The organism is Qipengyuania sp. L-5Y (assembly GCF_056859455.1).
This window is the reverse complement of record NZ_JBSXOM010000031.1, coordinates 236,301-262,769: the sequence shown is the minus strand read 5'-3', so window position 1 is coordinate 262,769 and position 26,469 is coordinate 236,301. Positions and strand designations below refer to the sequence as shown.

General features: G+C 62.1%; 26 protein-coding genes. 10 read left to right on the top strand and 16 right to left on the bottom strand.

The features are described 5' to 3' along the window. Positions 1-58: 58 nt before the first annotated feature. The 3 genes from AC13F2_RS12185 to AC13F2_RS12175 all read right to left on the bottom strand — a co-directional run bounded on the left by AC13F2_RS12185 (position 59) and on the right by AC13F2_RS12175 (position 3,545). Positions 59-1,555, bottom strand: a complete 1,497-nt coding sequence (locus AC13F2_RS12185) for a hypothetical protein (protein ID WP_482965345.1) — start codon at positions 1,553-1,555, stop codon at positions 59-61. 174 nt (positions 1,556-1,729) lie between these two features. Continuing rightward, entirely contained in the window at positions 1,730-2,068 is a 339-nt protein-coding gene (locus tag AC13F2_RS12180) for a tRNA-binding protein (protein ID WP_482965344.1), read from the bottom strand. 31 nt (positions 2,069-2,099) lie between these two features. Continuing rightward, a complete protein-coding gene (locus AC13F2_RS12175) occupies positions 2,100-3,545 on the bottom strand; it encodes an ATP-binding protein (RefSeq protein ID WP_482965343.1) in 1,446 nt (481 codons plus the stop codon). A gap of 119 nt (positions 3,546-3,664) precedes the next feature. Here AC13F2_RS12175 and AC13F2_RS12170 point away from each other — a divergent pair, with 119 nt between their 5' ends. From AC13F2_RS12170 to AC13F2_RS12160, 3 genes are all read left to right on the top strand, one after another. Next, positions 3,665-5,893, top strand: coding sequence for an acylase (locus AC13F2_RS12170; protein ID WP_482965342.1), 2,229 nt, complete (start codon positions 3,665-3,667; stop codon positions 5,891-5,893). A 73-nt stretch (positions 5,894-5,966) separates the two neighbouring features. Then, positions 5,967-8,831 carry a M16 family metallopeptidase gene (locus AC13F2_RS12165; protein WP_482965513.1) on the top strand — a complete coding sequence of 955 codons (2,865 nt, stop codon included), beginning with the start codon at positions 5,967-5,969 and terminating at the stop codon, positions 8,829-8,831. A gap of 89 nt (positions 8,832-8,920) precedes the next feature. After that, positions 8,921-9,226 (top strand): hypothetical protein, encoded by a 306-nt coding sequence (locus tag AC13F2_RS12160; RefSeq protein ID WP_103022534.1) that lies wholly within the window; start codon positions 8,921-8,923, stop codon positions 9,224-9,226. 87 nt (positions 9,227-9,313) lie between these two features. Here the strand turns inward: AC13F2_RS12160 and AC13F2_RS12155 are convergent, their stop codons facing one another. Both AC13F2_RS12155 and AC13F2_RS12150 read right to left on the bottom strand, forming a co-directional pair. Next, positions 9,314-10,162 carry a hypothetical protein gene (locus tag AC13F2_RS12155; protein ID WP_482965341.1) on the bottom strand — a complete coding sequence of 283 codons (849 nt, stop codon included), beginning with the start codon at positions 10,160-10,162 and terminating at the stop codon, positions 9,314-9,316. Positions 10,163-10,258: 96 nt separating this feature from the next. Further along, positions 10,259-12,439 carry a S46 family peptidase gene (locus AC13F2_RS12150; protein ID WP_482965340.1) on the bottom strand — a complete coding sequence of 727 codons (2,181 nt, stop codon included), beginning with the start codon at positions 12,437-12,439 and terminating at the stop codon, positions 10,259-10,261. A 209-nt stretch (positions 12,440-12,648) separates the two neighbouring features. Between AC13F2_RS12150 and AC13F2_RS12145 the strand changes: the two genes are divergently transcribed. Further along, complete coding sequence (locus AC13F2_RS12145; protein WP_222827555.1) at positions 12,649-12,921, top strand: hypothetical protein; 273 nt, start codon at positions 12,649-12,651, stop codon at positions 12,919-12,921. 32 nt (positions 12,922-12,953) lie between these two features. Here the strand turns inward: AC13F2_RS12145 and gatB are convergent, their stop codons facing one another. The 7 genes from gatB to rpsU form a co-directional block, all read right to left on the bottom strand. After that, positions 12,954-14,450, bottom strand: a complete 1,497-nt coding sequence (gatB, locus tag AC13F2_RS12140; RefSeq protein ID WP_482965339.1) for an Asp-tRNA(Asn)/Glu-tRNA(Gln) amidotransferase subunit GatB — start codon at positions 14,448-14,450, stop codon at positions 12,954-12,956. Continuing rightward, positions 14,443-14,583, bottom strand: coding sequence for a hypothetical protein (locus AC13F2_RS12135; protein ID WP_158246564.1), 141 nt, complete (start codon positions 14,581-14,583; stop codon positions 14,443-14,445). Before AC13F2_RS12135 ends, gatB begins: the two co-directional genes overlap by 8 nt. Further along, positions 14,580-16,061, bottom strand: coding sequence for an Asp-tRNA(Asn)/Glu-tRNA(Gln) amidotransferase subunit GatA (gatA, locus tag AC13F2_RS12130; RefSeq protein ID WP_397490075.1), 1,482 nt, complete (start codon positions 16,059-16,061; stop codon positions 14,580-14,582). Before gatA ends, AC13F2_RS12135 begins: the two co-directional genes overlap by 4 nt. Then, positions 16,061-16,363, bottom strand: coding sequence for an Asp-tRNA(Asn)/Glu-tRNA(Gln) amidotransferase subunit GatC (gene gatC / locus AC13F2_RS12125; RefSeq protein ID WP_196846737.1), 303 nt, complete (start codon positions 16,361-16,363; stop codon positions 16,061-16,063). The genes gatA and gatC overlap by 1 nt, the downstream gene beginning before the upstream one ends. A 49-nt stretch (positions 16,364-16,412) precedes the next feature. Continuing rightward, complete coding sequence (locus tag AC13F2_RS12120; RefSeq protein WP_482965338.1) at positions 16,413-18,083, bottom strand: DUF4153 domain-containing protein; 1,671 nt, start codon at positions 18,081-18,083, stop codon at positions 16,413-16,415. A 19-nt stretch (positions 18,084-18,102) separates the two neighbouring features. Continuing rightward, on the bottom strand, positions 18,103-18,678 hold the full coding sequence (locus tag AC13F2_RS12115; protein WP_103022528.1) for an FKBP-type peptidyl-prolyl cis-trans isomerase: 576 nt from the start codon (positions 18,676-18,678) through the stop codon (positions 18,103-18,105). 80 nt (positions 18,679-18,758) lie between these two features. Next, complete coding sequence (rpsU, locus tag AC13F2_RS12110; protein ID WP_011413239.1) at positions 18,759-18,965, bottom strand: 30S ribosomal protein S21; 207 nt, start codon at positions 18,963-18,965, stop codon at positions 18,759-18,761. Between the two features lie 227 nt (positions 18,966-19,192). Here rpsU and crcB point away from each other — a divergent pair, with 227 nt between their 5' ends. Genes crcB through AC13F2_RS12080 form a run of 6 tightly spaced genes read left to right on the top strand, consistent with a single transcriptional unit; the run spans position 19,193 to position 22,873 of the window. Beyond that, positions 19,193-19,603: a fluoride efflux transporter CrcB gene (crcB, locus tag AC13F2_RS12105; RefSeq protein ID WP_103022527.1), complete on the top strand. Its 411-nt coding sequence runs from the start codon at positions 19,193-19,195 to the stop codon at positions 19,601-19,603. Then, the gene (locus AC13F2_RS12100; protein ID WP_103022526.1) at positions 19,600-20,721 is read left to right on the top strand and encodes an RluA family pseudouridine synthase; all 1,122 of its coding nucleotides are present in this window, start codon (positions 19,600-19,602) and stop codon (positions 20,719-20,721) included. Before crcB ends, AC13F2_RS12100 begins: the two co-directional genes overlap by 4 nt. After that, positions 20,721-21,320 (top strand): FMN-binding negative transcriptional regulator, encoded by a 600-nt coding sequence (locus tag AC13F2_RS12095; RefSeq protein ID WP_482965337.1) that lies wholly within the window; start codon positions 20,721-20,723, stop codon positions 21,318-21,320. The genes AC13F2_RS12100 and AC13F2_RS12095 overlap by 1 nt, the downstream gene beginning before the upstream one ends. Further along, positions 21,317-21,976, top strand: a complete 660-nt coding sequence (locus AC13F2_RS12090) for an HAD-IA family hydrolase (protein ID WP_103022524.1) — start codon at positions 21,317-21,319, stop codon at positions 21,974-21,976. Before AC13F2_RS12095 ends, AC13F2_RS12090 begins: the two co-directional genes overlap by 4 nt. Then, the gene (locus tag AC13F2_RS12085) at positions 21,963-22,172 is read left to right on the top strand and encodes a hypothetical protein (RefSeq protein WP_103022523.1); all 210 of its coding nucleotides are present in this window, start codon (positions 21,963-21,965) and stop codon (positions 22,170-22,172) included. Before AC13F2_RS12090 ends, AC13F2_RS12085 begins: the two co-directional genes overlap by 14 nt. Then, positions 22,169-22,873 carry an ATP12 family chaperone protein gene (locus tag AC13F2_RS12080; RefSeq protein WP_482965336.1) on the top strand — a complete coding sequence of 235 codons (705 nt, stop codon included), beginning with the start codon at positions 22,169-22,171 and terminating at the stop codon, positions 22,871-22,873. Before AC13F2_RS12085 ends, AC13F2_RS12080 begins: the two co-directional genes overlap by 4 nt. Here the strand turns inward: AC13F2_RS12080 and AC13F2_RS12075 are convergent. Genes AC13F2_RS12075 through AC13F2_RS12060 form a run of 4 tightly spaced genes read right to left on the bottom strand, consistent with a single transcriptional unit; the run spans position 22,870 to position 26,450 of the window. After that, positions 22,870-23,463, bottom strand: coding sequence for an ABC-type transport auxiliary lipoprotein family protein (locus tag AC13F2_RS12075; RefSeq protein ID WP_482965335.1), 594 nt, complete (start codon positions 23,461-23,463; stop codon positions 22,870-22,872). The genes AC13F2_RS12080 and AC13F2_RS12075 overlap by 4 nt on opposite strands. Before the next feature lie 11 nt (positions 23,464-23,474). After that, positions 23,475-24,425 carry an MlaD family protein gene (locus AC13F2_RS12070; RefSeq protein ID WP_103022520.1) on the bottom strand — a complete coding sequence of 317 codons (951 nt, stop codon included), beginning with the start codon at positions 24,423-24,425 and terminating at the stop codon, positions 23,475-23,477. A gap of 10 nt (positions 24,426-24,435) precedes the next feature. After that, complete coding sequence (locus AC13F2_RS12065; protein ID WP_103022725.1) at positions 24,436-25,338, bottom strand: ABC transporter ATP-binding protein; 903 nt, start codon at positions 25,336-25,338, stop codon at positions 24,436-24,438. Next, the gene (locus AC13F2_RS12060) at positions 25,338-26,450 is read right to left on the bottom strand and encodes an MlaE family ABC transporter permease (protein ID WP_103022519.1); all 1,113 of its coding nucleotides are present in this window, start codon (positions 26,448-26,450) and stop codon (positions 25,338-25,340) included. Before AC13F2_RS12060 ends, AC13F2_RS12065 begins: the two co-directional genes overlap by 1 nt. Positions 26,451-26,469: the final 19 nt, after the last annotated feature.

Here is a 26,469-nt window from a genome sequence, read left to right as displayed (position 1 = left end):
AGTCGAGAGATAGCGTTGCCGATCTGCCACACAAGAGGAGTGCGCAAAAATTAGGTAATCACTGATCATTATGCATTGACCTGGCGATGCCGTCAGCAGCGTGCATCACTGCCCACCGATCCTCATATATCCGATGCCATTTTGGATCGCTGTCCAGCACTGCTGTCAACGGGGCGTCGGGAGGCAAGATAGTCCACCCAATTTGCCATCGGCGTTGCGCCGCGCGCCAACTACCTACATCCTTCGACCCGATGATATCCAAGTACTCCTGGAGAGTATCTTCGCCATACATGTCGATCCTGCCATCAATGAATACTGGTATGCCGGCAAGCGCAAGCGATCCGCCGAAGCTATATTCATTGAAAGCGCGCGTCTGACGCATTCCAGGGGTGACATGAGAGAGCGCGGTCAGAGGCACGTTCTCGCTGTCGAAGCGAGTATCGCACTGGCTTATTCTGTAAATTGCCAACCCAATGGCAATGAAGAGCACGACAGTCGCAAGTTTGGCTGCATCACGGCTGTGAGCCATAACTGCATTCCGAAGCGAGAAGCGGGGGCCCTGAAGCCCGAGGCCTTTTGCCAGGGGTGCTGCCACGATTAAGCCAGTCACAATTGCAAAGATTGCCTGATGCCGAACGTGCGATAGCGACATATGCAACATGCCGATTACGATCGCCATTCGCCATGCCGGCAACCGCAGACCGAGCAATAGGCTGGCAGCCAAACCAGCCAGCAATAGGATTTGAAAAATCCCTAACGATGAGAAATCGCTTGGCAACCATTCCGCGACCGATCCCAATGCAGGCATTGCCATGAGCTGAAATGGGAATAGCAGGCCAGATATTCCAAACGGGGTGACAAGACAGGCAAGAAGCGCCGCGCCAACAAAGATTGTCCAGTTCCGCACAACCTCCATACGCCGACTGGACGGCGCAGAGAAAAAAGCTTCGGCAGCGAATGGCGTGATCAGCAAAATCCCGAAGATGAAGCTTCCATGCAAATTTGCCCAGATTGCCATGACCGCCACCGCAATTAGCGGTGGTGTGCGATCTGCGTCGCGAGCGCGAAGTAACAATACGGTCCACAATGCCAGCGGAACCCACGCAAGCACGTGCGGCCGGGCAAGAATAAACGGCATGGTACCAGCAATCGTCCACGCAATCAGCAATGTGGCAGCCCTTGGCTCGAGCCACCGACGGGTGTGAAACGCCAGAATGGCGCCGAGCCCTGCCATCGCCAACGCGTATAATATCAAGATGCCCCACCATCCCGCCGCCCAATAGCCAACCCCCATAAGAACATCGGCGAGCCATTCGTGCGCAGTCCAAGGGTGATCCGGCACCGTGTAGGAAAAGATATCCATCTTGGGCACTTGGCGATGACTGAGCATCCATTGCCCGGTGGCAACATGCCAACCGGTGTCCCCGTCAGCCAATAATTGCGGCCGAACCAGTACATAGCCAAACAACACCAAAGCGGGCAGCAGTAAGACGAGACCATCGAGGAGGAGCCTGTCGACCCCGATATCCGCATTTTGCGTTTTTCCCTCGCTCACGGCATTCTCCCTTGTCTCGGACAAACGATTGGCAGTCTGGTGGCCTGCCGACAAGTTGCCGCTGCTTCGCCTTCCATCGCAGTGAGTCATCGATAATTACTGTCGGAGCACTCCGATTAAAGCTCTTTGATGCTGCCGAAAGACAAGGCCTGCTCATGAAACACCGTGGCGCAATCAAGCCAGACGAGCACCGTCAGCGACGCTCGCTTCGGGCCGTGCGAGGAGGATCGCGCCGTTTTCGTCCGGGAAGCCGAGTACGAGTATCTCCGACATGAAGGGGCCGATCTGGCGCGGGGCGAAATTGACTACTGCCATGACCCGTTGCCCGACGAGACTTTCAGGGGTGTAGTGTTCGGTGATCTGTGCCGAGCTTTTACGCTCGCCGATTTCTGGCCCCAGATCGACCCACAGCTTGATGGCGGGGCGGCGGGCTTCCGGGAAGGGCTCGGCACGGGTTACCGTGCCGGCGCGAATGTCGAGCGCTGCGAAATGCGTAAAGTTTGCATAGTCCATCGCGCGGACTTATGCAGCACGGTGAGGGTCATCAACCCTGGGTGAGCGGTTCCAGTCCCGGCACCATGATCGTCCGGTCGCCGCCAAAGTCTTCGCGCACTACGACCAGGCCCTGCCGTTCGAGGTGATCGAGCAGGCGCCGGATGCGACCGGGCGAACTGGTGCCATAGGCCCGTGCAAGCGCGTGTTCGTCAACCTGCGTTTCACCGGCATGCGCAGCCTTGGCGATGACGAGGAAGGGCCCGAGCAAATCCTCTTCGACGGTCCCGGCGAGTTGCATGATCCTCGCCTGCACGGATTCTTCCAGCTCACTCAGGCCGGCCCCCGCAACTGCGAACCGGCGGCGGAAACCGCGCATGTCGGGCATGGGCCCAATCAGGCGTTCACGGCGGCATCGGGTGAGAAACGTCTGGTACTGTGCGCTGGCAGACTGGAATGCGATGCCCTCTTCGCCGGCAAGCTCGGCGATAATCTCTGCGATCCGTGCAGCAACGGCAGACGTATCGATCGGCTCCGGCGCGGCGACCTGCCGTTCTTCTGCATGAGCGATGCTGTCTTCCATTTCGTCGATCCGCGGCGCGGGTGGCGGCGCGGGTGGCGGGGGCGCCTTGGCCACCTCGCTCGCGAGATCGGTGGTGAGCAGCGCCGCCATATCCTCGGGCGCCGTGTCAGGTAGCGCCATCAGGCCTTCGCTGCGAACTGTATGACCGGTTTTTACCGGGCCAATCTTCACCGCCTGCGGCACCCTGGTGATGGCAGGGCCGAGCGCGAGGAAATGGCCGCGTTGCAGTTCACGAATACGCTCCGCCTGCCGACGCTCCATCCCGAGCAGGTCGGCTGCACGGATCATGTCGATGTCGAGAAAGGTTCGCCCCATCAGAAAGTTCGAAGCTTCGGCAGCAACATTTTTGGCGAGCTTCGCCAGTCGCTGGGTCGCGACCACTCCAGCCAGTCCGCGCTTGCGGCCGCGGCACATGAGATTGGTCATCGCCGACAGCGTCATGCGGCGCGTATCCTCAGCCATCTCGCCCGCCGCCGCAGGGGCGAACATCTGCGCCTCGTCCACCACGACCAGGGCGGGATACCAATGTTCGCGCGGGGCATCGAACAGAGCAGTGAGAAACTGTGCGGCGCAGCGGATCTGCTGTTCCACTTCCAAGCCATCGAGATCGAGCACCACGCTGGCACGATGTTCACGGATACGGCGGGCAAGCGCTTCGATTTCGGGCGGCGAGTAGGCCGCGCCGTCGATGACTACATGGCCGAACTTGTCCGCGAGCGAGGGAAAGTCGCCTTCGGGATCGATGACAACCTGCTGCACCATGCCGGCGCTCTCTTCAAGCAGGCGACGCAGCAGGTGTGATTTGCCGCTTCCCGAATTGCCTTGCACGAGCAAACGGGTTGCGAGGAGTTCCTCGATGTCGAACTCGACCGGTTTGCCGGAAGATTCGTGGCCGATGGTGATCTGAGTTGTCACTGCTGGCGGGTTAGACAGCCGAATCCGGATCGGGAAACAGCTTCCGCAGGGTTTTGCCCAATCGCATTGCGAGTTCGGCCCGGTGCCGCTAACCCCGTTGCAAGAGAGGACGGGATTTCATGAAGAAATGGTTGGGGCGCATCGGCTTTGCGCTGCTGGTGCTTGTGCTGGCAACATTCATCGCGCTGGCCACGTGGGAGCCCTTCTGGGCCAAACACGACGACATCGCCCTACCCGATCGGGCCTACACTGCCGAAATAAGCCGTGACGAATTCGGCGTACCGCACATCTACGGCAAGACCGATGCCGATGTCGCCTATGGCGTCGCCATCGCCCATTCGGAGGACGATTTCTTCACCCTTCAGGATGTGGTTGCGATGAGCCGTGGGCGATACGGCGCGATCGCCGGGCAGGACGGTGCGGCATTCGATTATGCGTATCACCTGCTCGATGCGCGCGGCACGGCGGAGAAAAATTACCCGCGGCTGCCCGAAGACACGCGCGCGCTGTTCGATGCCTATGCGACGGGCCTGAACGATTATGCCCTTCAACATCCGGACGAGGTCAAGCTCGGCAATCTGTTTCCCGTCGACGGTGTCGACGTGGCCGCGGGTTTCGCGCTCCGCCAACCGTTCTTCTTCGGCCTTGGGGACGTCATCGGGCCTTTGGTAGACGGCAAGGAACTGCGCCCCGAGCATGGCCCTGCGATCCCGCCCAGCAGCCGTGAAGCCACGCCGGCGCCGGATGCCGTCGAAGTCATCCGCGACGACGAAGTTGCGCCGCCAAGACAGACGAAAGCACGACCCCTGCCATGGGGCGAGGACGGGGCGCTGGCCGGATCGAATGCCTTTGCCGTGATGCCCGAAAAATCAGGCGGGCCGACCATTCTGGTATCGAATAGCCACCAGCCATGGCGCGGCGGCGTCGCCTGGTACGAACTGGTGGTCGAAAGTGATGAGGGCTGGCATTATGCCGGCGCCAACTTCCCGGGCAGCCCCTTCCCTTTCCTGGGTCACAATGAACATCTGGGCTGGACCAATACGGTCAACACGCCTGACATGGTGGACATCTACAAGCTGGTCATGAACGATGACGGGACACAGTACCGCATCGGTGACCAGTGGCGCGATCTGGAAAAGCAGACTGTAACCTTGCCGGTAAAACTTGGCCCCATCACACTGCCGATCCGTCGTACGATCTATCGAAGTGTTCACGGCCCGGTGATCAAGAACGACAAAGGCTATTTCGCCGTTCGCTATGGCGGGATGGGGAATCTGGGGCGACTCGACGCTTATTACCGCCTCAACAAGGCAACCGATCTGGACGAGTTCCAGTCCATTCTTGCGCGGATGGATATTCCGTCCACCAATTTCATCTATGGCGATAAAGAAGGCAACATCGCCTTCATTTACAATGCTGCCCTGCCCGACCGTGCAAAGGGTTACGACTGGCGCAAGATCCTGCCGGGCGACGATCCGCGCGCGATCTGGTCTGGCCCGGTCCCCTATCAGTCACTGCCCAAGTATGTGAACCCGGCGAGCGGCTGGCTCTATAATGCGAACAATGCGCCCTACACGGCCGCAGGGGAAGGCAGCGATCTGTCGCCTGACGATTTTGCCCCCGAACTCGGCGTCGAACTCAAGCAGACCAACCGTTCCCGCAGGGCGTGGAAGCTCATGAGCGAGGCAGAGTTGCTCGACCGGGCGACGCTGGAGAAGATCAAATACGATACCGCCTACGAGCGAGAAGGCTACGTCGCGCGTCTGTGGGATGATCTGGCTGGACTTGATCTTTCGGATGACGCCGAGCTTGCGCGCGCGCGCGATGTGCTGATGAACTGGGATTTTACCGCCAACAATGTGGGCGAAGCCGATGCGCTGGCACTGCTGATGATCCGTGAGTTCATGGCTTCCAGCTATCAGAACAAGCCCTGGCCCGATGTCCGCGAAGAGCTGGCGAAACAGGTCGCTCATCTCAAGGACCATTTCGGCCGCATCGATCCGCCGATGAGCGAATTGCTGCGTCTGCGCCAGGGCGATGTGGATCTGCCGCTGGATGGCGGGTCGGATACGCTGCGTGCCTCGACCCTATGGGATGTGGACGACGATGGCCGTCTGTCGGTTCGACATGGCGACAGTTTCATCCAGTGGGTGGAATGGCTTCCCGGCCAGCGGGTTTCCTCACGCTCTATCCAGCCATTCGGCGCGGCCACGACGCGGCCTGCGTCGCCGCATTACACCGACCAAGCGACGTTATTCGTCCAGCACCGCCTGAAGCCGGTCCATTTCTGGCGTGAAGACGTGCTTGCCAATTCCGCGTCCCGAAAGGTCGTGACGCATTCTCGATGACGGGTTAGCCTGCCATCTGTCTGTTATATCGAGTCGAATCAAACGACTTGATCGAAGGGGGTTCTACATGAAAATGAAATCGGTACTTGCTGCGGGCGTCGCCTCGCTCGTTCTGGCAGCATGCACGACAACGCCGAATGGCCAGTCCATGGCCAATGCATCAGCGCCCGTTGCCGAAGCTGGCACTCTGGACGAGCCCGCAGCGCTTGCTACGCTGATCGACGAAGTCCAGATTCCCTATGAAAAATTCACCTTGGACAATGGCCTCGATGTCATTGTGCATACCGATAAAAAGGCGCCCATCGTCGCGCTGGCCGTGTGGTACAATGTCGGCTCCAAGGACGAACCGAAGGGCCAGACCGGTTTCGCCCATTTGTTCGAACACCTCATGTTCAACGGCTCCGAAAACGCGCCGGAAGACTACTTCCAGTACCTGCAGGAAATGGGTGCGACGGATTACAACGGCACGACCAATTTCGACCGTACGAATTATTTCCAGACCGTTCCCAAGCCGGCGCTTGAACGCGCCCTCTGGCTGGAAAGCGACCGCATGGGTTATCTGCTGGGCGCGATCACGCAGGAAAAGCTCGATAACCAGCGCGGCGTTGTCCAGAACGAAAAACGGCAGGGCGACAATCAGCCAGGCGGTCTGGTCTTCTATGAAATCGTGAAGACGCTGTTCCCTGCTCCGCACCCTTATGATCATACGCCGATCGGTTCTATGGCAGACCTCGATCAGGCCAGTATGGCAGACGTCCAGAACTGGTTCCGCGACAATTACGGTCCGAACAACGCGACCGTGGTGCTTGCCGGCGACGTAACGGCCGCCGAAGCCCGTACGCTGGTGGAAAAGTATTTTGGCCCGATTTCCCGCGGCCCGGTCAACGATCCTGCTCAGGCGAACGTCCCCGAACTGGCGCAGGATGTGCGCACGGTGATGAAGGATCAGGTCGCAGCCACCAATATTTCGAAATACTGGAGCGCTCCCGGGATTACCGACCGCGAACTTACCGCACTGACGGTAGGAACGCAGATCCTCGGGGGCTTGTCTTCCAGCCGCCTCGACAAGACTCTCGTCCGCGATGAGCAACTGGCTGTGGGCGTTTCAGCGGGCAATTATTCGTGGCAGCGCGTCGGCGTGTTGAACGTGGGCGCAACCGCGCGGCCAGGTGTCGACCCCGCCGTGGTCGAAGCCCGGCTCAATGAACTCGTTGCGCAGTTCATTGCCGAGGGCCCGACAGAGGACGAGGTGCGCCGCGCAGCCACGTCGACCGTCTCCCAGACGATCCGTGGCCTTGAGCAGGTAGGCGGGTTCGGTGGAAAGGCCGTCACACTGGCTTCGGGTGAAGTGCTGGCCGCCGATCCGGATTTCTACGCCCGCCAGCTCGAAATCCTTGCCACGCTGACGCCTGGCGAAGTTCAGTCCGCAATGCAGCGCTGGATGACCCGGCCGGCCCTGACGCTGGTTCTCGAACCGGGCGAGCGCGAAGGCGAGTATGAAGAAGCGGCATCGGTTGCCTCTGCCACCGCGACCACTGACGAAGCCGCAGGGGCGAGCGAGATCACGGTAACGAAAGAACGGCCAAAGCCGCCCATCGCGACGACCGCTACGCTCGATTTTCCCGACGTCCAGCATACCAGGCTCGCGAATGGGATGGAGCTTCATTACGCTATGCGGGACGCGGTCCCCGCGACATATATAACGATGTCGTTCGACGCCGGCACCGCTTCCGACCCGGTGGACAAACGCGGTCTTGAAGCGCTGGCTCTCGGCCTGTTCGACGAAGGCACCACAACGATGGACTCGCAGGAAATCGCCGAAGCCAGCGAACGGCTCGGCGCGTCGATCTCCGTTGGCGGCGGTTTCGACCGGTCCAGCTTCACCCTGTCGACACTGTCGGCCAATCTCACGCCGTCGCTTGAGTTGATGTCTGACATCGTACGCAACCCTGCATTCTCACCTGCTGAAATCGAGCGCGTGCGTGCACAGCAGATCACCGGTATCGAGCAGGAATTGCGCACGCCGCAGTCGATCGCGGCGCGGACGCTCGCTCCGATCATTTACGGGGAAGACAGCCCCTACGGCGGTGCCGACAGTGGCACAGTGGCTTCGGTCACTGCCTTGACCCGTGACGACATTACCGGCTTCAAGGATCGCTGGATCCGGCCGGACAATGGTCAGATCTTCGTAGTTTCGGATCGCCCGATCGGTGAAATCACTGCCGCGCTGAACAAGGTGTTCGGCGACTGGCAGGCGCCCTCAGTAGCAAAGGGAACGAAGAGTTTCGGCGACATGGCCGCCGTGCCGGAAAAAGCTCGCATCGTTCTGGTCAATCGACCGAACTCGCCGCAGAGCTTTATTCTCGGTGGACAGCGGACGCCGGTGGATGCGCGTGATGAAACCTACGTCGATTTCCTCAATGGGAATAACGCGCTGGGTGGCAATTTCCTCGCACGCCTCAATATGAACCTGCGCGAGACAAAGGGGTGGAGCTATGGCGTAAGCGGCTTTCCGCAGACACGCGAGAAGGCCGTCGCTTACAACATTGCGGCTCCAGTCCAGGCCGATCGTACCGGCGATGCGCTGGCCGAGCTGATCCGCGAAACCGGGGAATTCCTCGACACCCGCGGCGTCAGCGAAGCGGAGCTGGACCGGATCGTCACTGCAGAAATCGGCGAATTGCCTGGCCAGTTCGAAACCTCCGGCGCCGTGCTCGGAGCCATGCAGAACAACGCCATGTATGGCCGCCCGGACAATTACTACGAATTGCTCGCAGACCGGTATCGCTCGCAGACCCGCAGCAGTCTGGACGAAGCGGTGCGCGCCGCAATCGATGCCGACCGGTTTGTCTGGGTCGTCGTCGGCGATGCAACTGTCGTGGAGCCGCAGCTCGAAAAGCTCGGCCTCGATGTCGAAGTCGTACAGATGGGTCAGTGACTGCTATCGAGATCGCCCTTGTTGACATTGATGTCAGCAAGGGCGATCTAGCGGCCACTCCAGATTGCTAACCGAAGAGAGGAATTTTCATGTCCGTAGCAGGTACTTATGACACCGTCGTCAAGAGCCCGATGGGCGAACAGAAGGGCACCTTCACCGTAGTCCCCGGCGACGACGGGAACACCTTTACCGGATCGATGGCTGGCGGCATGGGCTCCATGGACGTCAAGGACGGCAAGATCGATGGCGACACGCTTACCTGGGCGATGGACATGACCGTCCCCATGCCGATGACCCTCAACTGCACCGCCAACGTGAACGGCGACCAGCTGACTGGTACGGTGAACGCAGGCGCCTTTGGCGACATGCCGCTGACCGGCCAGCGTCAGGGCTGAGCGCAAACCGATAAATGACAAAGGCGCCGGGAAGATTTCCCGGCGCCTTTTATTGTGCCTGCAGCGAACCGGATCTTTCGGCCTTACCTACTCGCCCACGCCGAAGGCGAAAACGCGCGCGCCGGCTGTACCCGCACTACCGACGAGGCCGGGGCCGGCCCCTCCGCCAACAGCGAAGATGAAGCCATACTGGCCCTTCTCCAGCGCAGTCTCCGGCGTCAGTTTGTACACTCCCTGCGCCACCTGCTCGTAGGTGAAGGGGATCTGGTCCTTGTCCATCACGCCCGCCTTGGCACCGGCAATATTCATACTGCCGATACGCGCTTCGCGGCGCCCCTTCTTCTGCTCCAGTTCCACGAGCGAAAACTCGTTCGGCGACTGGACCGATGCGCCGAACCCTGTCGAAAACGTTCCGCTCGACTCGCCATTGGCATTGCCGAGATAGACATAAAATACCGGGTTGGATTTGGGAGAAACAAATCGTGCTTCCTCCCCCGGAATGACCGCCTTCACGCTCGCGCTGGCGATTCCACCCGTCAGCGCATATCCGAAAATGCCGCCCGTTTTTGTCTGTGTGGAAGATGTCGGATCGATCTTCCACATCCGCGGCTCAGCCGACCAGTCATCGTACAGATAGACGCCGGGAAAATGTGGAGCGAGCGGATCGGCTGCGCTGTCCGACATGGCCGGTGCGACAGATGTCTTCTTGACCATCGCCGCGATCACGGCGCTGGACACGCCTCTGGTCCTCAATTCCAGCAAGGTCGCCGTATCGGTAGCGTAACTGCCTTGATCGGTTTCGATCTTGGCGATGACGGCTTCGTCTCCCAGCCCCGCATCAAGCAGAGTGAGGACATCGGCATTCGTAAGCGTTTCAGCGCAAAGCGGCGCCGACATTGCCAGCGCGCACGGTATCAAGACTGTCCAGAACTTCATATTGCTCCCCCCGGTGCAAATCATGTGTGTAATCGCGAGACGAACGAACGAGACCGCGAAGTCTCATCCGTTCGTTCACTCATACTTCTCAATGCGTTAACGCACTACGTCCATTTCTTCGATCAGTGCCTGTGCACCATCGACCTTGTCAATCACCCACAGCATGTAACGGGTATCGACATGGATCGTGCGCGTGGTGCGAGGATCGAAATACCAGTCCGAATTGACGCTTTCGAAGGTGCCATCGAACAACAGGCCCACGAGTTCGGCGCGGGAATTGAGTGTTGCCGAGCCGCTGTTGCCGCCGGTGCTGTCGAGGTCCGACAGGAAGTTGACCGGCACCGATCCGATACTGTCGAGCGCATAGTCGCCATAATCGCCCGCACGGATTTCGGTCAGTTGCTTGGCCGGCGCATTGAACGGGTCTTCGCCCGTGTCCTTTTCGAGTATGCCTTCCAGCGTAGTGAACGGCAGGTAGGCCATGCCATCACGCGGACTACCGCCAAGAACCTTGCCATATGTGACGCGGAGCGTGCTGTTGGCATCAGGGTAGGTGGCGATGCCTTGAGAGCGCTGCCATTGCGTGATTGCCTGCATATAGGCCGGACGCAGCACCAGCGCGCGCCCTGCCCGTTCCTCGCTCTGCTGTTCCAGATCGATCCCGTAGTCGTAAAGAGCGACCGCGAGCTGCATGAACGGGTCTTTGCTCGCTTCCAGTTCGGCTACACTCGCATCCATCAGCGCGAGGCGCGTTTCAGTATCGCCCAGCGTCGTGTTGGCATAATACCGATCCACGATCGGCTCGGCCTGCGCGGCATCGGTTACGCCTGCCAGACCTGTCGCCTGATCGAAGACGGCAACACGTTCGGCCGCAGGCTGAGCCAGGTAACCGTTCAGGAACAGGAGCCATTCTGCCTTGTCGACCGAAGCATCGTACCGCCGGTCAAGCGCCTGCAATCCCTGCCGGAAGAACGCCATGTCGCGTTCCTGATACCCGCTCTCGCGTTGGGCGTCGGGCTTCTCCTTTTCCTTCGCAAGGCGATAGAGACGTTGCGCGGTGCCTAGCAACTGCGGGTTGGTCACATTGCCGTACCAGAAATTGGTACGGGCCGCCGTTGCGCTTTCTTCCGACAGTTCATCGAGGGCCGAGATCGCTTCGCCATAGCCGCTGCGCGAAGGATCGGCAGCAATCCAGGCGTCGAGCTTAGCTTCGCGTTCTGCGCGCAGGCCGACGAGGTTGACCCGGCGCGCGCCGTCGATCTGGCCGCGCAGGTTCTTCTCGTAGTTGTTGAGACCGGCGAGGCGCGATTCATACTTCACGCGCGCGTCCGAACCTTCGGGCGCGGCTTCCTCGATCGTGTCGATCCAGTTGTTCAGCAGTGTGACGAATGTCGGATAGGTCCACTCGAACGTGTTCTTCACTTCGCCGAGCCGCGTGTAGCGATTGGTCGATCCCGGATAGCCTGCAGCCATAACGAAATCGCCGTCATCGAGACCGGCAGCACTCACCTTGAGATGATGCTTGGGACGGTACGGGACATTGTCTTCCGAAAATTCGGCAGAGGTCCCATCGGGCGCGACATACGCGCGATAGAATGAAAAATCGCCAGTGTGACGCGGCCACATCCAGTTATCGATATCGCCGCCATATTTGCCGATAGAATCGGCCGGCGCGTAAACCAGCCGTACGTCCTTCACCTCGAGCCGCTTGATTAGCGTGTATTCCTCGCCGCCATAGAAACTCGCGACCAGGCAACGATATCCAGCGTCCTGTTCGCATTCCGCGGTGATATCCTTCACCCGCTGATCGACGGTATCGTAACGCTCATTTGGCGAAAGGGCGTCGATGCCTTCGCGGACGCGCGCCGTCACATCGCTGATATCGGTGGTGACATACACACGCGATCCGGGCGCGGCGGGCAATTCTTCGCTCTTCGCCTTGGCGAGGAAGCCGTTTTCGAGATAATTGTTTTCAGCCGTTGAATTGTACTGCACCGATCCACGGGCGCAGTGGTGATTGGTAACCACCAGCCCCTCGTCTGAAACGAAGCTGGCCGAACAACCCTGCAACTGGACAATGGCGCCCATCGGAAAGCCCGTCAGGTCCGACAAGGCTTCGGGCGATACTTCCAGGCCGGTCTTGCGCAGATCGTCTGCGATCTCGGGCAGTTGTCCGGGTGTGAACATCCCTTCCTTGGCAGCGAGCGGCGCTGCCAGCGACAGAGTGGATGTGGCCGCGCCGGCGAGCAGCGCCGCAGCAAAAACAGATTTTGACATGATAGGTACGATCCCTTCCAGCGCGCCGAACGCGCGTCCCGCCGATATCGCTAGTGCGCTTAACTGCACCGTTCAAGCGAGGCTATGGCTTTGACCACACACAAAGTTCAGGCGCAGAACGGTGCAAGCAGGACGAGCAGCTTCTGGGAAGGGATCAGACGAATGTCGCTGCCTTGAAATGAACAAAACAGGCGCGCACGTTCCGCAACATGCTGGGTAAACACACAGCCATATGCTTTTTGCTCGCCACCGGACTGGCCGGTTGCTCGCTCGCGGACGACGGCAGCGACAGCCCTTCAGCCGTCGAGCCCAGTCCGGACCTAGCGCTGGAAAGCCGGGTCCTTGCCGTAGTCTGCGATAACGACCGTCCGGATACCCAGGAACAACTGGTTCAACTCGCTCGCTATGCGCGGGAACGCGACGGACGATCGGACCGCATCTGGGAAGTCGCGGACAATCCGGACTGTCCGCAGACGTCCTGAAACAGCGCCCATGACGCGCTTCGACGTTCGCGTCAGCCCAGCTTGTCTTTCAGGATTTGGTTGACCACCGCAGGATTGGCCTTGCCCTGCATCGCCTTCATCGTCTGGCCGACGAAGAAACCGAAGAGCTTGTCCTTGCCGCCGCGATATTCGGCGACCTTGTCCTCGTTGTCTGCGATGATCCTGTCGATCGCGGCTTCGATCGCACCGGTATCGCTGACCTGCTTGAGGCCTTCGGCATCGGCGATCTCTTCCGGATCGCGGCCAGTCTTAAGGACGATTTCGTAAATTTCCTTGGCCTGGCCACCCGATATCTCGCCCTTGTCCTGCATGGCGAGGATGCCGGCCTGCGCCTGTGCGGTCGCATTGGCTGGATCGGCTTCGTCACCGAGCGATTTAAGGACGCCCGGCGCAACCGACAGAGCCCAGTTCGCCACCTGCGTTGCGACCTGCGCCTCGCTTTTGCCGATCTTCGTTGCGGTTGCGGCCAGTAAGGTCTCGAACCGGGCGAAAGTCTCGACCTCCGCCGTCAGTTCGCGCGCGTTGTACGGCGTCAGGCCGAGTTCGCTTTCATACCGCTTTCGCTTGGCATCGGGCAGTTCGGGCAGGCTCGCACGGCATTCGTCGAGGAAGCCGTCTTCCAGCTCCAGCGGCAGCAGGTCCGGATCGGGGAAGTAGCGGTAGTCGTGCGCATCTTCCTTGCTGCGCATGGTCCGCGTCGTGCCGCTCGCCACGTCGAACAGGCGCGTTTCCTGATCGACCGTGCCGCCGTTCTCCAGCACATCGACCTGTCGGTTCGCCTCGTATTCGATGACCTGCATGACGAAGCGCACTGAATTGACGTTCTTCGTTTCGGTCCGCGTGCCGAATTCCTCGCCCGGTTTGCGCACGCTGACATTCACGTCGGCGCGCATCGAACCTTCTTCCATATTGCCATCGCACGAGCCGACATAGCGCAAGATCGAACGCAGCTTGCGCACGTAGGCGCCAGCTTCGGCCGGGCTGCGCATGTCGGGCTTGGACACGATCTCCATCAAGGCCACGCCGCTGCGGTTGAGATCGACGTAGGACATGGTGGGGTGCTGATCGTGCATCAGCTTGCCGGCGTCCTGCTCGACATGGATGCGCTCGATCCCGATGACCTTGTCTTCCGGGATGCCGGCCTTTTCATCTGCATCGATCAGCAGCTGCCCTTCACCCACGATCGGATGGTACAGCTGGCTGATCTGATAGCCTTGCGGAAGATCGGCGTAAAAGTAGTTCTTGCGATCGAACCGGCTGTATTTGTTGATCTGCGCCTCGATCGCCATGCCGGTGCGCACCGCCTGGCGGATACATTCGCGATTGGGCACAGGCAGCATGCCGGGCATGGCCGCATCGACGAGGCTGACCTGCGAGTTGGGCTCGGCACCGAAAGCCGTGCTGGCGCCGCTGAACAGCTTGGCGTTGGACGTGACCTGCGCGTGGACTTCCAGGCCGATCACGACTTCCCATTCGCCCGTTGCGCCCTGAATACGATAATCAGTCATCGTCTTTCGACTTTCCATTGTCGCTCTTAAAACGTGCCTCGCCGTGGCTGATGCGCCTCGAAAGGATTGCGGGCACCGCCATCACGCCGAGAACCGCCACGGCGGCTACGAGTGTGAAGATGGCCTCGTTCACCACCACTTCTCCGGTTTCGCCTCGAACCCGGCGCGCTGCTGAATCGCCAGCCCGGCATTCAGCACACCCTGTTCGTCGAAGGGCTTGCCAACGATCTGCAGGCCAAGCGGAAGACCGTCGGCGTTCAGCATGGCCGGAACGCTCATCGCGGGCAGACCGGCGAGACTGGCCGGGACCGCGAACACATCGTTCAGGTACATCGCCAGCGGATCGTCCTGATTTTCGCCCAGCGGAAAACTGGCCGTCGGCGTGGTCGGTGCAAGGATCGCATCGCATTCGCCGAACGCCGTGGAGAAATCCTGGCTGATGAGCGTGCGGATTTTCTGCGCCTGCGTGTAGTAGGCATCGTAGAAGCCGGCGCTCAGCACATAGGTGCCGATCAGGATGCGGCGCTTGACCTCATCTCCGAAACCGGCGGCGCGGGTGGCGGCGTACATATCCTGCAACCCCGCCCCGTCGGGCAGATCGCGCAGGCCATAACGAACGCCGTCATAGCGCGCCAGATTGCTGGACGCTTCGGCAGGTGCGACGATGTAATAGGCAGGCAGCGCATATTTGGTATGCGGCAAAGAGATATCGACGATCTCAGCGCCCGCATCGCGCAGCCATTCCTTGCCCTGCTCCCAGCTCTTGAGGATTTCCTCGTCGGTGCCATCCATGCGGTATTCTCTGGGGATACCGATCTTCTTGCCTTTGAGGTTCGCGTCGAGCCCGGATTCCCAGGCTGGCACGTCCATTTCCAGGCTGGTCGAATCCTTCGGATCGAAACCGGCCATTGCCTCGAGCATGATTGCGCAATCTTCGACGCTGCGCGCCATGGGGCCGGCCTGGTCGAGGCTGCTGGCGAAGGCCACGACGCCCCAGCGGCTGCATCGGCCATAGGTCGGCTTGATGCCGCAGATGCCGGTAAAGGCAGCAGGCTGTCGGATGGATCCGCCGGTATCAGTGCCGGTCGCCGCCGGTGCGATGCGTGCGGACACGGCGCTAGACGAACCGCCGGACGACCCGCCCGGGCTCATCGCGGCATTGGTGCCGTCTTTCTTCCAAGGAGACGAGACATTGCCGAAATAGGAGGTCTCGTTCGAGCTGCCCATGGCGAACTGGTCGAGATTGAGCTTGCCCAGCATGCCCGCGCCCGCATCCCAGAGATTCTGCGACACGGTGCTTTCATATTGCGGAGTGAAGCCTTCGAGGATGTGGCTTGCCGCGGTGGTCTGTACGCCCTTGGTGGCGAACAGGTCCTTCATGCCGATCGGCACGCCGCCCATCTTGCCGAGATCTTCACCCTTTTCGCGCCGCGCATCGACCGCGTCGGCGGCCGCCGTGGCGTGGTCGGGCGTCGTCACGATGAATGCGTTGAGTTCGCTCGCGGCGGCGACGGCGGTATTGAAAGCATCTGCCACTTCGCGCGCGGTGAAGTCGCCCTTGGCCACCCCGTCGCGGATGTCCTTGACGCCTAAGTCGAGAATATCGCTCATTATTCGATCACCTTGGGCACGCCGAAGAAGCCGTGTTCCGCAGCAGGGGCGTTGGCGAGCACATCGTCGCGACGCCCGCCGGCGGTCTTCGGGTCGGCATCGACCACATCGTCGCGCAGGCGCAACGTATTGGGGATGACCGCGGTCATCGGTTCGACGCCGGAGCAATCGACCTCGCCCAGCTGTTCGACCCAGGCAAGGATCCCGTTGAGTTCGGGCACCATGCGTTCGAGTTCATCCTCGCCCATCTTGATGCGGGCGAGTGAGGCGATCTTGGCCACTTCTTCGCGTGTAACTGACATACCGCGCGCGTTAGCGGTGCGGGGGGCCTGCTTCAAGCGGCATCGCGCATCAGTCCAGCGGCGGGCCGAAAGGCTGGCCGTCGACGACGATGTAGCGGCGCTCGACCGGGCGCACTTCCACGGCGGAATCGGCGGAAATCGGGGGCGTTGGCGCGGGAGACGGCGCCTCGGCGAGAGGGCCGGATGCGGGCACATTGAGGCGGGTATAGGTGGAGCCCTGCAGCAGGGCGACCTGCCGCGCACCGCCGATTTCGCCCAAATCGACACCGATACACATGTCAAAACAACTGTATGAATGGTCCCGAACATACGCTTCGAGGCGCGACTCAAGCGCTGGATCGTCGAAAGTCATGCGAAGTTCCGGATCGGGATCGGCCCGCCCGTAATAACGGGTCTGGCGAGCGGCAGCAGCCTGCGCCAGTTCCCCCACCTGCCCGCTGCGTTTGGCAAGGCGAGCCAGCGCCTGCCGCCCGGCATCGCCGAAATCCCAGCGCAAGGCAGCGAAATCGAAGTCTTCTACGGCGACCGCCCCCGATTCGAGCCGGGCGAGCTGGTTGCGCGTGGAGATCGCGCCGAAATCGAACAGCGGCAGGGCAAGGAGGAAGGCGAGCACGCAAGTACCGACCGCAAGGTGCATATTGGCGGTTCGCACGCCGTCCATCCATCCCGCCAAGGACCCCGCCATCCGGCCGCGGATCGGAGCGATGAAATAGGCGACACCGTAAGCCACCGCCACCGCCACCGCGACGACGCCCCACAGCCGTTCCGGGCTGAGGCCGTATTCGGAGATACGCGTGCCGGTGGAGATCGCGGCGAGCAGCGCCAGCGGAAGGATCGCCAGCGCGAGGACCAGCGCCGCCCAGCGCAGCACGCGGTTGCCGCTCGCTTCGGCATCGCCGTTGCGGACCACGGCATTGACCAGCACGAAGCAGGCCGCGGCGAATGAGAGCAGAAGCGGCGTGGGGCTTTCGGTCGCATTCCACAGCACCGAAATGCCGCTGGCCACGACGGCCAGCAGGAATATGACGAGTGCGACCGCCAGCGGCACGGCGATGATCGAGAAGACCAGCATCACGACCGATTGCAGCGTGCCGATGATCCTGAGCTGATTGCGCAGAACGCCGAGCGCGGCGCCGAATGCAGCGCCCGAAAACATCCAGCCGAACCACCCCTGATCGACGAGCGTCTTCAGAACATCGATCTTGATGGCGGCAAAGAGCTGCGCGAGGAGAAACAGCAGCAGCCAAGATAGGCCAACGAAGGCGAGAGCCCCTGCCACGCAAATGGCATCGGTCCAGACGTGGAAATGCGCTTCATCGTAGGAGGTGCGCCAGCGCCGGCGATGGAAACCGGCCTGGAACAGCGGCAGCGCAAGCGCGATGGCGACGATCCCGGCAGCGAACCAGAACGGCGCATCGACATGGGTTTCGCTGGCTAGTGCGACGCGCCAGGCGATCCCGCCCATGATCAGCGCCACGACGGCGGCAAAGGCGAGCGGCTGTTTCCAGCGGCCGCGATCGACGGTGAAAGCGAGAGCGAGCGACCCGGAAGCCAAAGCAGCGGTCAGCGCGGCACGCCACGGCGCCCACACATCCGCATTCCATTCGGCGAGGAAATACACGCCGACGCCCGCCAGCCCCAGGAGGGCGGCAAGGCCCCACGGGCGAAGCGGCCAGTCGGAATGGAGGGAGGACGTATGCGGATCGCGGGGCTGGCTCATGCGACCTCCCCCGTATCGGTTATTCGGCGGGCGGCGGCACCGGCTGGCCGGGTTCGCCCGGCTGGCCCTGCTGCTGCTGGCCCATCATCTGCTGGAGCGCATTGGCACGGGCCTGGAAATCGTCCCGGCTCATGAAATCGACGACTTCGACATCGAAGGTCAGATCGGCATTGGGCGGGATCGGCGAACCGGGAGGCGGTTCGGCGCCATAGGCCTGTTCCGCCGGAATGGTGAGGACGTAGCTGCCGCCCTTCTGCATCTGCGTCAGCCCTTCGATGAAGCCATCGATGATCGCCCCTTCTTCGAGCAGAAGCGGATTACCTTCCGGAAACAGGCCGGGCGGGATTGGGAGCGGCTGCGAGCGATCGAATTCGGTCCCGTCGGCGAGCTTGCCGACATATTTCACGAACACCACGTCGCCCATTTTCGGCGAATCGCCCGTGCCAGCGGTTACCGTTTCGACATCCAGCCCCTTGGGAATGGCGGCCCAGGCAAGGCCGGCACCCAGCAAAACGGCCACCGCGACGCCGAGCCAGAGCTTGGTCAGCGAGCCTTTCTTGATGGGCTGGAGAGGAACGCGGGTAATCTCGGTCATGAAAAAGTGTCCTGATACGCAAAGGGCGCGGATTTCTCCGCGCCCTCATGGCTTAGCTTCGTGGCAGCCGCAATAGCGACTTACTTGATGCCGTCGCGTTCCATGCGCTTACGTTCCATCTTGCGGGCGCGGCGAACGGCAGCAGCCTTTTCACGGGCGCGCTTTTCGCTGGGCTTTTCGTAGTGGCGGCGCAGCTTCATTTCGCGATATACGCCTTCACGCTGCAGCTTCTTCTTGAGCGCACGGAGAGCTTGGTCGACATTGTTATCGCGAACCATGATCTGCATAAACTTCAATACCTCAACTTGCGGGCCAGAGCCCGCGCAGCGGGTTTTGCCTCCTTGAAACGGTTTCGCCAATAGAACGAAATACGCGCCGAATCCGTTCCGGATCGGCTCGAACGGGTGCGCACATACGGATTCGCTCCGTAAATGGCAAGTCTTTGTAGCAATCGCAGATGCGGGCGCGTGCATCGGGATGACGAACGCGCAAATGGCGGCTAAGGGCACCGGCGATGTCCTCCTTTTCTCCCTTCGTCGCAGCGCTGCACGTCTTTCTGGGCGGCGGGGTCGGTGCGGTGCTCCGCTGGCAGCTTGGCCGTGCCATGACTAGTTGGCTGGGCGCCCCGATCATCAGCGTTTTCCCGTTCGCAACGCTTGCCGCCAATGCCGCGGGCAGCCTGTTCATGGGCCTGCTGGCCGGATGGCTGGCGCGTCACGGATCGGGCGGGAGCGAACAGCTGCGCCTGCTGTTGGGCGTGGGCCTGCTGGGCGGCTTCACGACTTTCAGCGCCTTCAGCCTTGAAATGGTGCTGCTGATCGAACGCGGTCAGTACCTGTTCGCCCTGCTTTACGCCTTCCTGTCGATCGCGCTTGGCATCACCGGACTGATGGTAGGCCTTGGTGTAATGAGGATGGCAGGATGAAGACTTCCGACGAAGTGCGCAGTTTCACGGTCGAGGCCGATGACGATGGCATCCGGGTGGACCGCTGGTTCAAGCGCCACCTGCCGCAGGTCGGCTTCGGGACGGTCAGCAAATGGGCCCGCACCGGTCAGGTGCGCGTCGACGGCAAGCGGGTGAAGCCCGACGACCGGCTGGAACAGGGCCAGCAGATCCGCGTGCCCCCGGGCGGCGATGCGCCGCACAAGAAGGAAAAGACCAAGCGCGAGCTGAAGCCTGCCGAAATCGAGCAGGCCGAAGGCATGGTCATCACCAAGACCAAGGGCGCGCTGGTACTAAACAAGCCGCCGGGCCTTGCAACGCAGGGCGGAACCAACACGTTCAACCACGTCGATGGCCTGCTCGATGCCTATGCGCCGGGTGAGGACGAGGTGCGCCCGCGGCTGGTCCACCGGCTGGACAAGGATACCAGCGGCGTCCTGCTGGTGGCGCGCACACCGGGCAGCGCATCGTTCTTTTCCAAGCGGTTTTCGGGCCGTTCCGCCAAGAAGGTCTATTGGGCACTGGTGATCGGCGTGCCCGATATCCGCGAAGGCGTGATCGAGGCCCCGCTGGCCAAGCAACCCGGTTCGGGCGGCGAGAAGATGCATGTCGACCACGAAGACGGGCAGGCTGCAAAGACCAAATATCGCGTGGTCGACAGCGCGGGCAAGAAAGCCGCCTGGCTGGAACTGCAGCCGATGACCGGGCGAACCCACCAGTTGCGCGTCCATTGCGCGGCCATGGGCCATCCGATCGTGGGCGACGGGAAATACGGCGGCAAGGATGCGTTTCTTACCGGGACCATCAGCCGCAAGATGCACCTGCATGCGCGGCGCCTGATCATCGACAGTCCCGATGGCGGCAAGCTGGACGTAACGGCCGAACTGCCCGAACATTTCGCCGCATCGCTCGAACAGCTGGGTTTCGATGTGAACGCCAGCGACGCCACCCCCATGCGCGACGATCCGCCGCCCAAGAGCCGCGAGGAAAAGAAGCAGCAGGCGCGCCAGCACGCGAAAAACTTCCGCAAATCGCAGCGTTCGCCGCGGCGCGCACGTGGTGCAGCCAGCGGCAAGCCGAAGCCCAAGGGCAAGCGCTGATGCATCCCAACCCGCTTTTCAGAAGCGAGGATCAGGCGCTGATGCGCGAATGGATCGGCCGGGCGGCGTTCGGCATGGTGTTTCTGACCACACCCGAAGGGCCGCGGGTTGCCCACACCCCCTTCATCATGCGCGACGAGAACCGGCTGCAGTTTCACCTTGCCCGGGGCAATGACCTGACGCGTTCGCTGGAGGGAGCAACCGCCCTCGCCCTGGTCAACGGGCCAGACGGGTATGTTTCGCCGCGATGGTACGACAACCGCGACACGGTGCCGACCTGGGATTATGTCGCGATCGAGATGGAAGGCCCGGTGCAGCGCATCGCGGACGACGAACTCGACACGCTGCTTTATGATCTGATCGACACGCACGAACACCGCATCGAAGGCGAACGCTGGAGCGCCGGGGAGGCGAGCGAGCCGATGTGGAACGGGCTGTTCAAAGCCATCGTCGGTTTCGAAATGGAGGTGCGCGAATGGCGCCCGACCTTCAAGCTATCGCAGAAGCGCATCCCGGCAGAGCGCGAGACGATCGTCGCCGGTCTTGCCGGGAACGGTAATGAAGCGCTGGCCGCAGCCATTGGCGGGACTGCCGTATGAGCAGGCTGGTGGTGTTCGATTGCGACGGGACGCTGGTGGATGGCCAGGCGGCGATCTGCGAGACGATGGAACTGGCCTTTACCAGCAATGGACTGGCCGCACCCGACCGGCACCATGTGCGCCGGATGGTCGGACTGAGCCTGCCTTATGCGCTGCGCGAACTGGCGCCGGACGTCAGCGACGAACAGCGCCATGCGGTGGTGGAAGCATACAAGACCGGCTTTCGCGACCTGCGCCAGTCGGGCGGACTGCGCGAACCGCTGTTTGCCGGAATTGCCGAACTGATCGAGGAACTGGCGGCCGAAGACTGGCTGCTGGCAGTGGCGACGGGCAAGAGCGATCGCGGCCTGCATTCATGCCTCGACACGCATGGCATCCGCCATCGCTTCATTTCATTGCAGACGGCCGACCGCCATCCATCCAAGCCCCACCCGGCGATGCTGGAAGCCGCCCTGGTCGAAGCGGGAGTGGCGCCGGGCGAGGCCGTGATGATCGGCGATACGAGTTTCGACATGGAAATGGCAGTGGCCGCGGGCGTGCGGGCGATCGGCGTTTCGTGGGGCTATCACGAAGCGCAGGAACTGCTCGACACCGGGGCCAGCGCGGTGGCCGATACGGCAGCGCAATTAGGAGAGATGATCCGTGGACCAGCATGATCCCGCCAAAACCCGGTTCCTTGCGATTCAGGCCATGCGCCTGTCCGGCCTGTTGCTGGGCGTGGTCGGGGCGCTGATCCTGGGCGAAGTCCTGCCGTTCCCCGAAATGCTCGGTTACCTGTTCATGGCGCTGGGGCTGGTGGGCGTGTTCATCGTGCCGACCACGCTCGCCAAGCGGTGGAGCAGCCGCAAGTGAAGCGGTTCTACAAGGACGTTTCCGTCGACGAAGTGGATGGCGGCTGGCAGGTTTCGCTGGATGGCCGGGCCATCCGAACGCAGGGCAGCAAGCAGCCGCAGATCGTGCCGAGCCGCGTTCTGGCGAATGCGCTGGCGAGCGAATGGCAGGATCAGGGCGACAAGATCGACCCCGGGCTGTTCCTGTTTCGCGATCACGCGGATTTTGCGATCGACATCGTCCGGGCGGACCGGGACGCGGCGATCGACAAGCTGATCGGTTATGCCGAGACCGACACGCTGTGTTACCGCGCCGATCCCGAAGATGCGCTGTATCGCCATCAGCAGGACCGGTGGGAGCCGCTGGTCGAACATCTGGAAAACCGGTTCGGCATGCGGTTCCAGCGCGTAAGCGGGATCGTCCATCGTCCGCAAGCGGAAGAAACGCTGGCGGCGCTGCGCCATCATCTGGAAACGCTGGACGATTTCGCGCTGGCCGGCGTGACGGCCATGGCCTCGCTTGCCGCGTCGCTGTGCATTGCGCTGCTGGCGAGCGACGAAGCCGTCAACGATCCCATGAGTTTGTGGCGGGACGCCAACCTCGAGGAAGAATGGCAGGCCGACAGGTGGGGCCGGGACGAGGAAGCGGAAGCCGTCCGCAAACGCCGGGCCGACGATTTCTCGGCCGCGCAGGTTTTCACGACGCTGGCCGCAACCCGTTAAGCGCCCTGGCCGACCCAGTCGGCGATCTGGCCCGCGACATCATTGGCCGCCTGATTGAGCGCCGGACCGACGAAGGCCGTTTCCGGCGCTGCAACGGGAACGCGCGATTCGAACCGCCGCGTCGTCACGCTGGACGAAGCGCCGTTGCGGACCGCATCGAACACGACCACCACATCCCTGCTGCGCGCGTCATAGCCGAAGCTGCGCAGCGTGCCGTGCAGCCGGTCGATCGCGCCGACGCCCGGATCGTCACCATCGACGACCATGCGGCCGGTACGCGAACGGATGGTTTCGGCAACCAGCTGACCGAACAGGCGCGCGGGCCGATCGACCCACACGGCATCCTGCAGATAGGCCAGTTCGGTGTCGGTCACCTGGACCGGAACGCGGGTAACGTCGATCGCCTTGGTCGATCCGAATTCGACCAGCGCGATGGCGTTGCTTTGCGACATGGGCGCGCCTGCCCCGGCCGGAACCATAGCGGTGGGCGTCAGCGTCAGCAGGCTGTCGGGCGCTTCGCCGCCGAAGCTGAGGCAGCCGCCCAGCAGCAGCGCCGGAGCCAGCGCGGCAAGTTTAATGGTGCTTTTCATGCTCAGGCCCCTCACGGCTTGTAATCAGGCAATGGCTGGCTCGACAGCAGCGAACCTGCACCCTTTTCGTCGATCTTCTCGGTCACGTCGCGCAGCGCCTTGCTGGTGGCGCGCAGGTCGCGCAGCGTCGCCTCTGCCGCGGGCAGCGTGCTTTCGGTCAGCTGCTTGGTCGCTGGGCGGGCATCGTTCAGCGTGTCTTCCAGCGCCTTGGCCGCACCGCTGGCGGATTCCAGCGTCGAGCGAAGATCGCGGGCGATGGCTTCGCCTTCCTGGTTGATGATGCGATCGGTCGAACGGGTGACCGTTTCGAACTGGTCGAGCGCTTCCGCCGCCTCGCGCAGCGTCACCTGGAGTTCCGCCATCGTGCGTTCCATCTGCGGGGCCGCATCGGCGAAACCGGCGCTGGCGGCATTGGCATTGGCGAGAATCTGCGAAATCTGTTCCTGGTTGCGATCGCTCAGCAGGACGGTCAGCCGCTCGGTCAGAGTGGCCAGCCGTTCCAGCAGCAGCGGCGCGCTGGCAAGCACGGCGCCGAAGCCACCGCCGGCCGTGGGCGGGATGATCGGCACGCCTTCGGTGCAGGCGGTCGTCTCGCACGAAATCGGCGGCGCACCGGTGCGCGCGCCGTCGAGCGTGATGGTCGATACGCCGGTGAAGCTGCCCTGGATCGTGGCGGTGGTGCCGACGAGAATGGGCACGGTGTCCTTCACCTTGATGCGGACGCGGACGAATTCGGGGTCCTTGTCCCACAGTTCGATCTGGGTGACCTGGCCGACCGGCACGCCCGAAAAATCGACGCCGCTGCCATTGGCCAGCCCCGATACCGACTGCTTGAAGAAGATGTCGTATTCGTCCTGCGCGCCGCCGCCCAGCCTGGCGAGCCAGACGATGAACAGCGCGAGCGCGCCGAGGATCAGCAGCGACACCGCCCCCACCCAAACGTGATTTGCCCGCGTTTCCATTGGTTTCGCCCTATGCCTTGCCCGCAGGCGGTTTGTCCAACGCTTTGACCACGTTCGCCGCGAGCGGCTTGTCCATGTGACTGCGCAGTTCGTCGAGCGCCTGCGCCGTCAGCGCCGCGCGGCCGCGTGGCCCGTTGAAATATTCCTGTATCCAGGGGTGGTCCAGTTCCATCAGATTGGGAACAGTATCGACCGCGATCACCTTCTTGTCCGCCAGCACCGCCACGCGGTCGCAGATTTCGTGCAGCGTATCGAGATCGTGGGTGATGAGGAAAACGGTGAGACCCAGCGTTTCCTTCAGCTCGCGCGTAAGGTTGTCGAACGCCGCCGCGCCGATGGGGTCGAGCCCCGCAGTGGGTTCATCCAGGAACAGCAGTTCGGGATCGAGCGCCAGCGCGCGGGCCAGACCGGCGCGCTTCTTCATCCCGCCCGACAGTTCGCTGGGATATTTGCTCACCGCTTCTTCCGGCAGGCCCGACAGGATCGTCTTGTAGCGCGCGATTTCATGGCGCAGCTCGGCATCGATTTCGGGATAGAACTGCTTCAGCGGCACTTCGACGTTTTCGCCCACGGTCAGCGTGCTGAACAGCGCCCCGCCCTGGAACAGCACGCCCCAGCGGTTGCGGATGCCGATATCCTGTTCGGGATCGGTGCCGACCACGGAACGACCGAACACGCGAATGTCCCCTTCCGCAGGGTGCTGCAACCCGATGATAGAGCGCATCAGCACCGACTTGCCCGTACCCGAGCCGCCGACCACGCCGAGGATTTCCCCCCGCCTGACCTTGAGATCGAGATCCTGGTGAATGACCTGATCGCCGAAGCGGTTGGTCAGCCCTTCCACTTCGATCGGATATTCGCCGCGAAAACGCTCGTGGCGCTCGAGCTGCCGGCCGGTTTCGTCCTGTGCCATCAAGCCCACCCGACCTTGGTGAAGAACACCGCGAAGAAGGCGTCGATCACGATCACGGCAAAGATGCCGGTAACCACCGCCATGGTGGTGCGCAGGCCGACGTCTTCGGAATTCCCCTTCACCTGCATGCCGTGATAGCAACCGGCCAGCGCCACGATCAGGCCGAAGACCGGCGCCTTGAGCAGGCCGACCCACAAATCGTAGATCGGGACGACATCCTGAATGCGGCTCAGGAAGGTCCAGAACGGTATGCCCAGCATGAACTGGCCGACCACGGCGCCGCCGATGATGGCGACGGCTGCGGCGTAGAAGCCCAGCAGCGGCATCATCAGCACCGCTGCCATGATTCGCGGCACGACCAGCGCTTCCATCGGGGATATGCCGATGGTCTGCATGGCGTCGACTTCCTCGGTCAGGCGCATGGTGCCGATCTGCGCGGCAAAGGCGCTGCCCGAACGGCCCGCGACCATGATCGCGGTCATCAGCACGCCCAGTTCGCGCAGGGTAATCCTGCCGACGAGGTTCACGGTTAGCGTTTCCGCCCCGAACTGCGCCAGCTGCACTGCCCCCTGCTGCGCGATGACGATCCCGATCAGGAAGCTCATCAGCCCCACGATCGGCAGGGCCGAAATACCCACCAGTTCCAGCTGGCGGACCAGCGCCAGCCAGCGGAACCGCTTGGGATGGCGGATCAGGCTGCCGATGGACAGCAGCAGCGCGCCCAGAAAGCCGACCACGCCGTAAACGCCCTTGCGGGCATTGAGCATCTTCTGGCCGATCGCTTCGGGTACGCGTTCGAACACCGGCAGGCGCGGAGCGCCGATTTCTTCCTTCGAGCCAGTGTCTTTCAGCGCTTCGATCAGGCGTTCCGCCCGCGGGCTCGCCCCGGTCAGGTCGGCGTTGAACTCTCTGGAAATGCTGCAGGCGACCCAGGCGCCGACCGTGTCGATTTCGCTGATTGCGGACAGGTCGACCTTGGTTATCTGGCCGTCCAGCGCGCGCAGATCGTGATCGACCTGGCCGATCGTGGACACCAGGAAGGGTCCCGACAGGACGAGCACATTGCCCCCGTCATCCCCTTCGACCAGCTCATATTCGGCAATACCACCCATTGCGGGCGGGTATGAGGGG